8 protein-coding genes are annotated in these 13,819 nt (G+C 71.4%); 7 read left to right on the top strand and 1 reads right to left on the bottom strand.

The features are described 5' to 3' along the window. Nucleotides 1–11: 11 nt before the first annotated feature. The 5 genes from metK to ahcY are packed head-to-tail and all read left to right on the top strand — an operon-like array spanning nt 12 to nt 7,961. On the top strand, nt 12–1,220 hold the full coding sequence (gene metK, locus OG410_RS42240) for a methionine adenosyltransferase (RefSeq protein ID WP_329297156.1): 1,209 nt from the start codon (nt 12–14) through the stop codon (nt 1,218–1,220). 28 nt (nt 1,221–1,248) lie between these two features. Beyond that, nucleotides 1,249–2,235: a carbohydrate kinase family protein gene (locus tag OG410_RS42245; protein ID WP_329297155.1), complete on the top strand. Its 987-nt coding sequence runs from the start codon at nt 1,249–1,251 to the stop codon at nt 2,233–2,235. Continuing rightward, on the top strand, nt 2,232–5,720 hold the full coding sequence (metH, locus tag OG410_RS42250; RefSeq protein WP_329297154.1) for a methionine synthase: 3,489 nt from the start codon (nt 2,232–2,234) through the stop codon (nt 5,718–5,720). The genes OG410_RS42245 and metH overlap by 4 nt, the downstream gene beginning before the upstream one ends. Continuing rightward, nucleotides 5,717–6,574: a methylenetetrahydrofolate reductase [NAD(P)H] gene (gene metF, locus OG410_RS42255; RefSeq protein WP_329297153.1), complete on the top strand. Its 858-nt coding sequence runs from the start codon at nt 5,717–5,719 to the stop codon at nt 6,572–6,574. The genes metH and metF overlap by 4 nt, the downstream gene beginning before the upstream one ends. Then, the gene (gene ahcY, locus OG410_RS42260) at nt 6,564–7,961 is read left to right on the top strand and encodes an adenosylhomocysteinase (protein ID WP_329297152.1); all 1,398 of its coding nucleotides are present in this window, start codon (nt 6,564–6,566) and stop codon (nt 7,959–7,961) included. Before metF ends, ahcY begins: the two co-directional genes overlap by 11 nt. A 305-nt stretch (nt 7,962–8,266) precedes the next feature. Here ahcY and OG410_RS42265 read toward each other — a convergent pair whose 3' ends face one another. Next, on the bottom strand, nt 8,267–9,127 hold the full coding sequence (locus OG410_RS42265; RefSeq protein WP_329297151.1) for an AfsR/SARP family transcriptional regulator: 861 nt from the start codon (nt 9,125–9,127) through the stop codon (nt 8,267–8,269). Between the two features lie 672 nt (nt 9,128–9,799). Between OG410_RS42265 and OG410_RS42270 the strand changes: the two genes are divergently transcribed. After that, entirely contained in the window at nt 9,800–10,687 is an 888-nt protein-coding gene (locus OG410_RS42270) for a hypothetical protein (RefSeq protein ID WP_329297150.1), read from the top strand. Between the two features lie 185 nt (nt 10,688–10,872). Continuing rightward, complete coding sequence (locus OG410_RS42275; RefSeq protein ID WP_329297149.1) at nt 10,873–13,653, top strand: helix-turn-helix transcriptional regulator; 2,781 nt, start codon at nt 10,873–10,875, stop codon at nt 13,651–13,653. Nucleotides 13,654–13,819 lie beyond the last annotated feature (166 nt).

The raw sequence follows: 13,819 nt of genomic DNA on the forward strand, positions 1-13,819 counted from the left end.
ACTGGAGAGTCATGTCCCGTCGCCTGTTCACCTCGGAATCCGTGACCGAGGGACACCCCGACAAGATCGCCGACCAGATCAGCGACGCCGTCCTCGACGCGCTGCTGCGCGAGGACCCGGCCTCACGCGTCGCCGTCGAGACGCTGATCACCACCGGCCAGGTGCACATAGCCGGCGAGGTCACCACCACGGCATACGCGCCGATCGCCCAGATCGTCCGCGACACGGTCCTGTCCATCGGATACGACTCCTCCGCCAAGGGCTTCGACGGCGCCTCCTGCGGCGTCTCCATCTCCCTGGGCGCCCAGTCGCCCGACATCGCGCAGGGCGTCGACACCGCCTACGAGTCCCGGGTCGACGGCGCCGACGACGAACTGGACCGGCAGGGCGCCGGCGACCAGGGCCTGATGTTCGGCTACGCCAGCAACGAGACCCCGGCCCTGATGCCCCTGCCCATCGACCTCGCCCACCGGCTGTCCGCCCGCCTGACCGAGGTCCGCAAGAACGGCACCGTCCCCTACCTGCGGCCCGACGGAAAGACCCAGGTCACCATCGAGTACCAGGGCAACCGTCCGGTCCGCCTCGACACCGTCGTCGTCTCCTCGCAGCACGCCTCCGACATCGACCTGGACACCCTCCTGGCCCCCGACATCCGCCGCCACGTCGTCGAACACGTGCTGGCCCAGCTGGCCGACGACGGCATCAAGCTGGACACCGAGAAGTTCCGCCTGCTGGTCAATCCGACCGGCCGCTTCGAGATCGGCGGCCCGATGGGCGACGCCGGCCTCACCGGCCGCAAGATCATCATCGACACGTACGGCGGCATGGCCCGCCACGGCGGCGGCGCCTTCTCCGGCAAGGACCCCTCGAAGGTGGACCGCAGCGCCGCGTACGCGATGCGCTGGGTCGCCAAGAACGTCGTCGCCGCGGGCCTCGCCGAGCGCTGCGAGGTCCAGGTCGCCTACGCGATCGGCAAGGCCGAGCCGGTCAGCGTGTTCGTGGAGACCTTCGGCACCGGCCGGGTCCCGCAGCACCGCATCGAGGACGCCATCGCCCAGGTCTTCGACCTGCGCCCGGCCGCCATCGTCCGCGACCTCGACCTGCTCCGCCCGATCTACGCCCAGACCGCCGCCTACGGCCACTTCGGCCGCGAACTGCCCGACTTCACCTGGGAGCGGACCGACCGCGCCCAACGGCTCAAGGACGCCGCCGGCCTCTGAACGGTCCGCGCCTCACGAGGAGATCGACGTGCGCATCGCTGTCACCGGTTCCATCGCCACCGACCACCTGATGGTCTTCCCCGGCCGGTTCGCGGATCAGCTGATCCCCGACCAGCTCGCCCATGTCTCGCTCTCCTTCCTCGTCGACGCCCTCGAGGTGCGCCGTGGCGGAGTCGCGGCCAACATCGCCTTCGGCCTCGGCAGCATGGGCCTCGCACCGCTGCTCGTCGGCGCCGTGGGCAGCGACTTCGCCGAGTACGAGACCTGGCTCAAGGAGCACGGGGTCGACACCGGCGCGGTCCTTGTCTCCGGCGACCGGCAGACCGCCCGCTTCCTGTGCATCACCGACCAGGACGCCAACCAGATCGCGGCGTTCTACGCGGGCGCGATGCAGCAGGCGCGGGACATCGACCTGCGGCGGCTGGACACCCTGCTGAACCCGCGCACCGATCTGGTCCTCGTCTGCCCCGACGACCCGGCCGCGATGCTGCGGCACACCGCCGGCTGCCGTGAACTCGGCCTCCCCTTCGCCGCCGACCCCTCCCAGCAACTCGCCCGGCTGGAGCCGGAGGAGACCCGGGACCTGGTCGACGGCGCGCGCTGGCTGTTCACCAACGAGTACGAGGCCGCGCTGCTGCGCGAACGCACCGGCTGGGAGCACACCGAGATCCTCGCCCGCGTCGGCATCTGGGTCACCACGCTCGGTGGCGCCGGCGTACGCATCGACCGCCGGGGCGAACCGACGCTGACCGTACCGGCCGTCCCCGACGCCCCCGTGGCCGACCCGACCGGCGTCGGCGACGCCTTCCGGGCCGGCTTCCTGGCCGGTCTCGGGCGAGACCTGCCCCTCGACGCCGCAGCCCGCCTCGGCTGCGTGGTGGCCGCCCAGGCCCTCGCGGCGGTCGGCTCCCAGACCTACCGCATCGACCCCTCGCACCTGCTGCGCACGGCGGAGCACGCGTACGGCATCGAGGCTGCTGAGCAACTCGCGCCGGCTCTGGAGGAGTTGTTGTGACCGGGCGGACAAGGGCAGACGCCCTGCGCGAGGCGCTCGCCACCCGTGTGGTGGTGGCCGACGGCGCGATGGGCACGATGCTCCAGGAGCAGGACCCCACCCTGGAGGACTTCCAGCAGCTGGAAGGCTGCAACGAGATCCTGAACGTCACCCGCCCGGACATCGTGCGGTCGGTGCACGAGGCGTACTTCGAGGTCGGCGTCGACTGCGTCGAGACGAACACCTTCGGTGCGAACTTCGCGGCGCTGGCCGAGTACGAGATCGCCGACCGGATCCACGAACTGTCCCGGGAAGGGGCCCGGATCGCCCGAGAGGTGGCCGACGAGTTCACGGCGTCCACCGGTCGGCAGCGCTGGGTGCTCGGCTCGATGGGCCCCGGCACCAAGCTGCCCACCCTGGGCCACGCCCCGTACACCGTGCTGCGCGACGCCTACCGGCAGAACGCGGAAGGCATGATCACCGGTGGCGCGGACGCGCTCCTGGTGGAGACGACCCAGGACCTCCTCCAGACCAAGGCGGCACTTTTGGGCGCCCGCCGGGCCCTGGACTCCCTCGGCGTGAACCTGCCGCTCATCTGCTCGGTGACGGTGGAGGCGACCGGCACCATGCTGCTCGGCTCCGAGATCGGTGCAGCGCTGACCGCGCTGGAGCCGCTCGGCATCGACATGATCGGCCTGAACTGCGCCACCGGCCCCGCCGAGATGAGCGAGCACCTGCGCTACCTGGCCCGGCACTCGCGGGTACCGCTGTCCTGCATGCCGAACGCGGGTCTGCCGGTCCTGACGAAGAACGGCGCCCACTACCCCCTGACGCCGGCGGAACTGGCCGACGCCCAGGAGAACTTCGTACGGGACTACGGCCTGTCCCTGATCGGCGGCTGCTGCGGCACGACCCCGGAGCATCTGCGCCAGGTGGTGGAGCGGGTGAGCGGTCTGACGCCCCCCGGGCGTGATCCGCGGCCCGAGCCCGGTGCGGCCTCGCTCTACCAGACGGTCTCGTTCCGTCAGGACACCGCGTACATGGCGATCGGTGAGCGCACCAACGCCAACGGCTCGAAGAAGTTCCGCGAGGCGATGCTGGAGGCCCGCTGGGACGACTGTGTGGAGATGGCCCGCGACCAGATCCGCGAGGGCGCGCACATGCTCGACCTGTGCGTCGACTACGTCGGCCGGGACGGGGTCGCGGACATGGACGAGCTGGCCGGCCGGTTCGCCACCGCCTCCACGCTGCCGATCGTGCTCGACTCCACCGAGGTTCCGGTGCTGCGTGCGGGCCTGGAGCGCCTGGGCGGACGTGCGGTCCTCAACTCCGTCAACTACGAGGACGGCGACGGACCCGAGTCCCGGTTCGCGAAGGTCACCCAGCTCGCGCGGGAACACGGCGCCGCGCTGATCGCGCTGACCATCGACGAACAGGGCCAGGCCCGTACCGTCGAGACCAAGGTCGCCATCGCCGAACGGCTCATCGAGGACCTCACCACGAACTGGGGCATCCACGAGTCCGACATCCTCATCGACACCCTGACCTTCACGATCTGTACCGGTCAGGAGGAGTCCCGCAAGGACGGCATCGCGACGATCGAGGCGATCCGCGAGCTCAAGCGCCGCCGCCCCGACGTGCAGACCACGCTCGGCCTGTCCAACATCTCCTTCGGTCTGAACCCGGCCGCCCGCATCCTGCTCAACTCCGTCTTCCTCGACGAGTGTGTCAGGGCGGGCCTGGACTCGGCGATCGTGCACGCCTCCAAGATCCTGCCGATCGCCCGGTTCACCGAGGAGGAGGTCACCACCGCCCTCGACCTCATTCATGACCGCAGGGCCGAGGGATATGACCCGCTGCAGAAGCTGATGGCGCTGTTCGAGGGCGCCACCACCAAGTCGCTGAAGGCGGGCAAGGCCGAGGAGCTGGCCGCGCTGCCGCTGGACGAACGCCTCAAGCGGCGGATCATCGACGGGGAGAAGAACGGCCTGGAGGCCGACCTGGCCGAGGCGCTGCAGGACCGTCCCGCCCTCGACATCGTCAACGAGACGCTGCTGGACGGCATGAAGGTGGTCGGTGAACTGTTCGGCTCCGGCCAGATGCAGCTGCCGTTCGTGCTGCAGTCCGCCGAGGTGATGAAGACGGCCGTCGCCTACCTCGAGCCCCACATGGAGAAGTCGGACTCCGAAGGCAAGGGCACCATCGTGCTGGCCACCGTGCGCGGCGACGTCCACGACATCGGCAAGAACCTCGTCGACATCATCCTGTCCAACAACGGCTACAACGTCGTCAACCTCGGCATCAAGCAGCCCGTCTCCGCGATCCTGGACGCCGCCCGGGAGCACAGGGCCGACGTCATCGGCATGTCCGGGCTCCTGGTCAAGTCCACGGTGATCATGAAGGAGAACCTGGAGGAGCTCAACCAGCGGGGCATGTCCGCCGACTACCCCGTCATCCTCGGCGGCGCCGCCCTGACCCGCGCCTACGTCGAACAGGACCTCCACGAGATCTACCAGGGCGAGGTCCGCTACGCCCGCGACGCCTTCGAGGGCCTGCGCCTGATGGACGCCCTGATCGGCGTCAAACGCGGAGTGCCCGGCGCGGTCCTGCCCGAACTCAAGCAGCGCCGCGTCCCGAAGAGGGAGTCGAAGCCCGACGAGCTGTCGCAGCCCGGTTCTTCCGACGTGGCCACCGACACCCCGCTGCCGGAGCCGCCGTTCTGGGGCACCCGCGTGATCAAGGGCATCCAGCTCAAGGAGTACGCCTCCTGGCTGGACGAGAGCGCCCTCTTCAAGGGCCAGTGGGGCCTCAAGCAGGCCCGCGCCGGCGACGGGCCGACCTACGAGGAACTCGTCGAGAGCGAGGGCCGGCCGCGGCTGCGGATGTGGCTGGATCGGCTGCGCACCGAGAACCTGCTCGAAGCGGCCGTCGTCCACGGCTACTTCCCCTGCGTCTCCAAGGGCGACGACCTGATCATCCTGGACGACAGCGGCTCGGAGCGGACCCGGTTCACCTTCCCGCGCCAGCAGCGCGGCCGGCACCTGTGCCTGGCGGACTTCTTCCGCCCCGAGGGGTCCGGCGAGACCGACGTGGTCGGCCTCCAGGTCGTCACCGTGGGCTCGCGGATCGGTGAGGAGACCGCCAAGCTCTTCGAGGCCAACGCCTACCGCGACTACCTCGAGCTGCACGGGCTGTCCGTGCAGCTCGCCGAAGCCCTCGCCGAGTACTGGCACGCGCGGGTCCGTGACCAACTCGGCATCTGCGCCGCCGACCCGCAGTCCATGGACGGCATGTTCCGCACCGAGTACCAGGGCTGCCGCTACTCGCTGGGCTACCCGGCCTGCCCCGACCTGGCGGACCGCGCCAAGATCGCCGACCTGCTCCGGCCTGAGCGTATCGGGGTGCACCTGTCCGAGGAGTTCCAGCTGCACCCCGAGCAGTCCACCGACGCGATCGTCGTGCACCACCCGGCGGCCGGCTACTTCAACGCGGGAGGACGAGCATGACGACCTTCTCCTTCGAGTTCTTCCCCCCGAAGACCGAGAAGGGCGAGCGCGCCCTCTGGGACGCGATCCGCCGGGTGGAGTCGCTGCGTCCGGACTTCGTGTCCGTCACCTACGGCGCGGGCGGATCCTCCCGCGACCGGACCATAGCCGTCACCCGTCGCATCGCCGCCGAGACCACGCTGCGCCCCGTCGCCCACCTCACCGCCGTCGGCCACTCGGCGGCCGAACTGCGCCACATCATCGGCCAGTACGCCGACGCCGGCATCCGGGACGTCCTGGCCCTGCGAGGCGACCCGCCCGGCGACCCCAACGGCCCCTGGACACCTCATCCGCAGGGATTCACCTACGCCCGGGAGCTCGTCGAACTCCTGCGGTCCCTGGGCGACTTCACCATCGCAGTGGCGGCCTTCCCCGAGCGGCACCCGCGCTCACCGGACTGGGAGAGCGACATCCGGCACTTCGTCGCCAAGTGCCGGACGGGCGCCGACTACGCCATCACCCAGATGTTCTTCCACGTGGAGGACTATCTGCGGCTGCGTGACCGGGTGGCCGCAGCGGGCTGCGACATCCCGATCATCCCGGAGATCATGCCCGCCACCGACGTACGCCAGATCCGCCGCTTCGCCGAACTGTCCGGCGCGGCCTTCCCCGAAGAGCTCGCCCACCAGCTGGAGCGGGCCCGCGGCAATGCCGCCGCCGGGCATCGGATCGGTGTCGACCACGCCACCGCCATGGCCGACCGGCTGCTTGCCGAAGGGGCGCCCGGTCTGCACTACATCACGCTCAACCGGTCCACGGCCGCGCTCGACATCCACCGCAACCTCCAGATCGCGAGGAGCTTCAGTGTCCGCTGATTTCACGGACTTCAAGGTCGCCGACCTGTCCCTGGCCGCCTTCGGCCGCAAGGAGATCACCCTCGCCGAGCACGAGATGCCCGGCCTGATGTCGATCCGCGCGGAGTACGCCGAGGCGCAGCCGCTGGCGGGCGCCCGGATCACCGGCTCCCTGCACATGACCGTGCAGACGGCCGTCCTCATCGAGACCCTGGTCGCCCTGGGCGCCGAGGTCCGCTGGGTGTCCTGCAACATCTTCTCCACCCAGGACCACGCCGCCGCCGCGATCGCCGCAGCCGGCATCCCGGTGTTCGCCTGGAAGGGCGAGACCCTGCAGGAGTACTGGTGGTGCACCGAGCAGGCCCTGACATGGCCCGGGCACACGGGCCCGAACATGATCCTGGACGACGGCGGTGACGCCACCCTCCTCGTCCACAACGGCGTCGAATACCACAAGACCCGCAGCCTCCCCGCCGCCGACAACGAGGAACTGGCGGTCGTCCGCGCCCTGCTGGAGCGCAGCACCCTCGACTGGACCGCCATCGCCTCGGGGATCCGCGGCGTGACCGAGGAGACCACGACCGGCGTCCACCGCCTGTACGAGATGTACCGCGACGGCACCCTGCTGTTCCCGGCGATCAACGTGAACGACGCCGTCACCAAGTCGAAGTTCGACAACAAGTACGGCTGCCGCCACTCGCTGATCGACGGCATCAACCGCGCCACCGACACGCTGATCGGCGGCAAGACCGTCGTCGTCTGCGGCTACGGCGACGTGGGCAAGGGCTGCGCGGAGTCCCTGCGCGGCCAGGGTGCCCGCGTGATCATCACCGAGATCGACCCGATCTGCGCGCTGCAGGCGGCGATGGACGGCTACCAGGTCACGACGCTCGACGAGGTCGTCGACAAGGCCGACATCTTCGTCACCACGACGGGCAACAAGGACATCATCATGGCCGCGGACATGGCCAGGATGAAGCACCAGGCGATCGTCGGGAACATCGGTCACTTCGACAACGAGATCGACATGGCCGGCCTCGCGAAGATCCCCGGCATCGTCAAGGACGAGGTCAAGCCGCAGGTCCACACCTGGAAGTTCCCCGACGGCAAGGTCATCATCGTGCTGTCCGAGGGCCGCCTGCTGAACCTGGGCAACGCGACCGGCCACCCGTCGTTCGTGATGTCCAACTCGTTCGCGGACCAGACCCTGGCCCAGATCGAGCTGTTCACCAAGCCCGAGGAGTACCCGACCGACGTCTACGTGCTGCCCAAGCACCTGGACGAGAAGGTCGCCCGTCTCCACCTCGACGCGCTCGGCGTGAAGCTCACGACGCTCCGCCCCGAGCAGGCCTCGTACATCGGTGTCGAGGTCGACGGCCCGTACAAGCCGGACCACTACCGCTACTGAGGGCCCGGAGAACGTCGAGGAACAGGGCGGGACGACGGTCCCGTCCGGCGAGTGATTCCCGGAATGCGGCGAGGATTTCAAGAAGTGGTGGGTGAAGGGCGTGCTTGCCGGCGCCGCGCAGAGTGGGTCCTCGCCGCCTTCCGCGCGAATCTCCTCAGAAACGGCAGCAATTCATTGGAGATTCGCTTGAGGGGCTGGAGAACGACTCGAATTCCGCTCCAGGGGCCGTGGGGCGGAATTCGGGGGCCGTGGGGCGGAATTCGGGGAGCGGGGCGTGGCGGCGCGGGCGGGTCGGAGAGCGGGCGTCACTGAGCCGGCGGGCTGAGGGGCTCGAAGGCTCCCATCAGCAGGGGGTCGAGGGCGTTCGCGGGTGCCTGCCGGATGGAGCCGGAGCCGCGCCGCGGCCGAGGCGGCTCAGGGGTGCGCAGCAGCTCCAGGTACGCCGCCTGGGACTCGGCCGCCGGGTCGACGCCGAGCTCGTCGGCGAGCACCTCGCGCAGCCGGTGATAGGCGCGCAGCGCCTCCGCCCGGTTGCCCGCGCCGACGTACGCCGTCATCCGGCAGCGGTGCGCGCTCTCGCGCAGCGGCGCCTGCCGTACCGCCTCGTCGGCGTATCGCGCCGCCTGGTGGCCGTCGCCCAGCACCGAGGCCGACAGGCTCGCCAGCTCCAGTGCGCTCAGGCGCAGTTCGTCCACCCACTCGCCCACTCCGACGGCCCACGCGCTGTCGTGCCCGGGCAGGAACGAGCCCCGCAGATTGGACACGGCGGCGGCGGCGAGTCCGTGCGCCACGGCGTGCGCGCCCTCGGCGAACGCGGACCTCGCCTCGGTGACCGCCATCTCGGACGCCTCCAGATCCACGGCGACGTCCTCGGGCAGCCGCAGCGCGTACCGGCCGCTCTGCGCGATCAGCGGGGTCTCGCCGGGCCGCGCGACCGGTCCGGTGAGATAGCCCCGCACCTTGCTGACGACGCTGCGCAGGGCCGATGCCCAGGTGTCGGGCAGCCCGTCCGGCCAGATGGTGGCCGCGAGCTGGTCGCGGCTGGTGCCCGAGGCGCGCTCCAGGATCAGCCGGGAAAAGGCGATCTGGGCCTGCGTGCTCGACACGTGCAGCGGCGGCGCGCCGTCGTGCTCGATCGTGACGAGGCCAACGAGTCTGATCAGCAAGGCTGTCTCCCGTTGTCCGTCTCCTCATTCCAGTGAAAATGACCGTACCGGTGGCCGGTGTTCGCATTCAACCGCCGTCGTGCGCATACCCGTGATAATTGACGGAACCGTGCCTTCCGACTTGCCGTCCAACCTCGATTGATATTTAAAGACTTGGTAATTAGGCCACGTCGTGACCGTGTCGTGCACGCCGTGCCGGTCTGGAAAAAGGGAAGACGGCGCCTGGAGGCCGTCTGGAGAAACGGACGGGAATATGGGCCCGCGTGAGCCGCCGATGTCCGGATCCGTTCGTTCCGGTCCGCCGTGAACAGCGCGACGCCCGCCGTGAACACCCTGCGGCGGCCCAGGGCGTCCCCGTCCCCGGCCCGGCCGCCGAGCGGCAGCAGCCCGCCGAACACGAGCGGACAGGCGTTGATCATCCATGACGCGCCCACGGCGGACAGCCCCAGTCCCTCGCGCAGACCGGGCGGCGCGATGTTCACGATCGGGTCGCCGAGCCGGATCATCGGGACGGGCGGACGACGATCGCCGCACACGTCTCCCGAGGACCGCCGCAGAACCGGTTCGGCCTCACTCGAAGACGCCCGTCGCCGTCCACAGCCGCTACAGAACGGCCGGAGGCGAGCTGGAGGGCCCTGGCCGGTGCGGACGCGGTCCGGTTCACTGACGGGCATGGCCAGCCACGCGCCCCGTCCACCGCGCCCGGATCCGTTGGAACTCCGGATACGAGCCGTGCGCGGGCTCCTGCACGCCGGGCACCCGGACCGGGCGGCCGACCGCTGTGCGGCCCTGCGGGACCGGGCCGCCCGTTCCGGGGCACGCCGCTGGCAGACCGCGTTCGGTGCGCTGCGCGCCGAGGCCCTGCTGTGCCTGGGCGGACTCGCCGCGGCCGAACGGGAGGCCGCGACCGCCGTACGGGCCGCCGGCTCCGACACCCCCCTGAGACTGTGGCCCGTGGCGGTGCTGGCCCAGGCGCTGACGGAACTGGGCCGGACCGACGAGGCGGACGAGCAGTTGCGCCGTGCCGCGCCCGGACCGCTCCCGCTCACCGAGGACGTCCTGCCGTACCTCAGAGCCCGGGGCCGCCGTCTTCTGGCCGTACGGTGCCCGGAAGAAGCCCTCGCCGACTTCCTGCGCGTCGGAGAGCTGGCGGAGCGTCAGGACAGCGGCCTCTTCGCGCAGTTGCCCTGGCGCACCGACGCGGCGGAGGCGCTGGTGCACCTCGGCCGGTACGACCGGGCCACGAAGCTGATCGACGCACAGCTCACCGCGGCCGCAGAGCCGGGACCACGGCACCGCGGCCTCGCGCTGCGGCTGCGCGCCGCCACCCAGGAACCCGCCCTGCGGCCCGCCACGCTCTGCCTGGCCGCCGCCGAACTGCGCACCGCCGGTGACCGTCCGGCGCAGGCCCAAGTCCTGGCCGACCTCTCGGACGCCTTGAGCGACCTGGGCGACGACTCCGCGGCCGGGGTGTTCCTGCGCCGCGCCTGGCACCTCGCGGCGGACTGCGGCGCGGTTCCCCTGTGCGAGCGGCTCCGCCCGGAACTCGTCGCCACCTGACCGGCCCAAAGCTGCGCCCCCACCGAAGCGCCCTTGCTCCCTTGCGCCGCCCTTGCGCCCCCCCGACTACGGTGCCAACGCATCCGCGCCCTTCTCACACATCATCACCGGTGCGCTGTGGCACCGGTTCCCGGGGTCGGCTTTTTCTTACGGGGGCGATCTTGCTCGGCTATTCGGAAAACGCTGTGGAGACGAACACGCTCAGGCAGGCCCTTGAGCGCGCCAAGGAAGGACAAGGCTCCGTCGTGGTCGTGGGCGGACCCCCGGGCTGCGGGGACCCCTCACTGATGAAGGCATGTGTGCACGGCGCCGACGAGGCCGGCGCCGTCCTGCTCGACGCCATCGCCTCCCCGGCGGAGACGGGCATCCCGCTGGGTGTGGCCGGCCAGCTCTTCCAGAGCGCCGAACTCGCCGGCGCCGTGGACGATCCGCAGACCCTGATCCGCGAGGAAGGCGCCCGGCTGGCCGGCGCCACCGGCGCGGCCGACGTGGAGTTCGAGGTCCTGCACCGCCTGCACGAGGCGGTCCTGGCCCTGGGCGAGCGCGCTGCGGTGATGGTCTTCGTCGACGAGGCACGGTACGCCGACGACACCTCCCTGCGCTTCCTGCTCTTCCTCGCCCGCAGGATCCGGGAGTCCCGCGTGGTCGTCGTGGTCGGCGAGTCCGCCCGCGCGACCCCCGCCGCGTCCGCGGCCGCCGAGTTCCACGCCGAACTGCTGCGGCTCCCGCACTGCCGGCAACTGCGCCTGGCCCCCCTGCCCCCGGACGCGGTCGCCGCGTCCCTCGTGGGACTCGTCGGACGGCAGGAGGCGGACGCCTTGGCGGCGGAGGTCCACGAGGCGTCCGGCGGCAACCCCCTGCTGGTGCGCGCGCTGGTCCAGGACTACGCGGAGGCGCGGGCCGCGGCGAAGGACACACCGCTCCAGGTCTGCCCCGGCGACAGGTTCCGCCAGGCCGTCTCGGGCCTGCTGCGCCGCGGCGAACTCGCGGTGCTGCAGATGGCGCAGGCTTTCGCCGTCGCCGGCGAGGACGCCCCGGTCACGGTGCTGAGCGGGGCGGTCGGCCTGGCCGGCGACATGGTGCCGCGCGTGATCCAGGCACTGCAGGGCGCCGGACTCATGCACGAGGGCCGCTTCCGCAACCCCGCCGTCCGCCGGGCGGTCCGCGAGGACCTGTCCCCGGACGAGGCCACCGCCCTCAACCGCTCCCTCGCCCACCTGCTGTACGAGGAAGGAGCCCCGGCCTCGACGGTCGCCCGCCATCTGCTCGCCGGCGGCGGAGGCGACGCCCGGTGGGCGGTGGGCGTCCTGGAGGAGGCCGCCGACGAGGCACGTGCCGGGCAGCGCTTCGACCTGGCGCTCAGATACCTGGAGTTCGCCCACGAACTGTGCCGGGACACCGCCCGGCGCGCCGGGATCAGGACCAGGATCGCCGGGCTCGCCTGGCATGTGCGTCCGGCCGGCGTGGTGCGCCATCTGCCCCGCCTCATCGACGCCGCCCGCGCCGGCCACCTCTGCGGCGCAGACACCATCGCCCTGGTCTGGCACCTGCTCTGGTACGGCAGGTTCGACGAAGCCGTCGACGCTCTGGAACGGCTGGGCGACATCCCGGGCGGCCCGGACCGGCGCACCGCCGGCGAACTCGGTGTCCTGCGGCGGGCGATCTCCGCGAGCAGCCCGGAGCTGCTCACCCACGGCAGCCGCACCGCCCCGCCCCCGGCCGGCCAGGACCCCGCCTCCGCCCATGTCGTGGTGGAACCGCGGCTCCAGGGCGTGGCCGTCCTCGACACCGTCCTGCGGCGCGGAGCCGACCCCTCCACCGTGGTCCACGCCGAACAGGCCCTGCGCCGCATCCAGCTCGGCGACAAGGGTCCGGAGACGGCCGAGCCCGTCACCTCGGCCCTGCTCGCCCTCGTCTACGCCGACCGGCTGGACGTCGCGGAACCCTGGTTCGCCCGGCTGCTCGGCGAGGACGCCCTGCGGGGCAGCCCGTCGTGGCAGGCCCGCATCCACGCCGTACAGGCGGAGGCCGCGCTGCGCCGGGGCGCCCTGCCCGCGGCCCTGGGGGCCGCCGAGACGGCGCTGGCACAGCTGCCGCCGGCGGCCTGGGGCGTCGGACTCGGCCTTCCCCTCGGTACGGCCGTGCTCGCGGCCACCGGCATGGGCCGCTACGACAAGGCCGCCGCCCTGCTTGCCCAGCCGGTGCCGGAGGCGATGTTCCAGACCCGCTACGGCCTGCAGTACCTCCACGCCCGGGGCTGCCACCACCTGGCGACCGGCGGCCACTACGCCGCACTCGCCGACTTCGCCTCCTGCGGCGAGCTCATGCGCGCCTGGGAGATGGACCTGCCCGGCCTGGTGCCCTGGCGCACGGCCGCGGCCCAGGCATGGCTGCACCTCGACGACCGCGACCAGGCCCGCCGCCTCATCGACGAACAGCTGCAGCGGCTGAGCCCCGGCCCCTCCCGCACCCGTGCCACGACGCTGCGGGTCCTCGCCGCGACCGGCGAACCGCACCGGCGCGCCGCCCTGCTCACCGAGGCCGTGGACATGCTCGAGGCCTGCGGCGACCATCTGGAACTCGCCCGCGCGCTCGCCGACCTCGGCCACGCGCTCCACCACGACGGCCACCGCAGCCGCGCCCGGATGATCGCGCGCCGGGCGTACCGGTCGGCCATGGAGTGCAAGGCCGGATCACTGACCGAGGAACTCCAGGCCGGCAAGGACGGCCTGTGCTCCGCCGACTCCGCTGCCGCGGCGAGCGATCTCGCCCAACTGAGCGACGCGGAACTGCGCGTGGCGGCACTCGCGGCCCAGGGCATGACCAACCGGAAGATCGCCGGACGGCTCTTCATCACCGTCAGCACGGTGGAACAGCACCTCACGCAGGTGTACCGCAAGCTCAATGTGAAGCACCGCAAGGAACTGCCGTACGGGCTGCACAGCGCGATGCGCGAGTCCGCCTGACAACCCGCACCGAACGGCGCCGGTCCCGGACCCTCACGGTCCGGGACCGGCGCCGTTTCGTCGCGGGTCCGGCGTGATCCGCGGCGGCGTGTGTCGACCGCAGCTCCGGCCCCGCTCGAGGCAGCGCCTCGACAGTTGGCTGACGACGGACACCTCGAAGGGGCAC

Source organism: Streptomyces sp. NBC_00659 (assembly GCF_036226925.1).
In the GTDB taxonomy this organism is placed as follows: domain Bacteria; phylum Actinomycetota; class Actinomycetes; order Streptomycetales; family Streptomycetaceae; genus Streptomyces.

Excerpts from the sequence above, each read along its gene's own strand:
- metK (WP_329297156.1), top strand. The coding sequence starts at position 12 with ATGTCCCGTCGCCTGTTCACCTCGGAATCCGTGACCGAGGGACACCCC.
- metF (WP_329297153.1), top strand. The coding sequence starts at position 5,717 with ATGACGACCTTCTCCTTCGAGTTCTTCCCCCCGAAGACCGAGAAGGGC.
- OG410_RS42270 (WP_329297150.1), top strand. The coding sequence starts at position 9,800 with ATGGCCAGCCACGCGCCCCGTCCACCGCGCCCGGATCCGTTGGAACTC.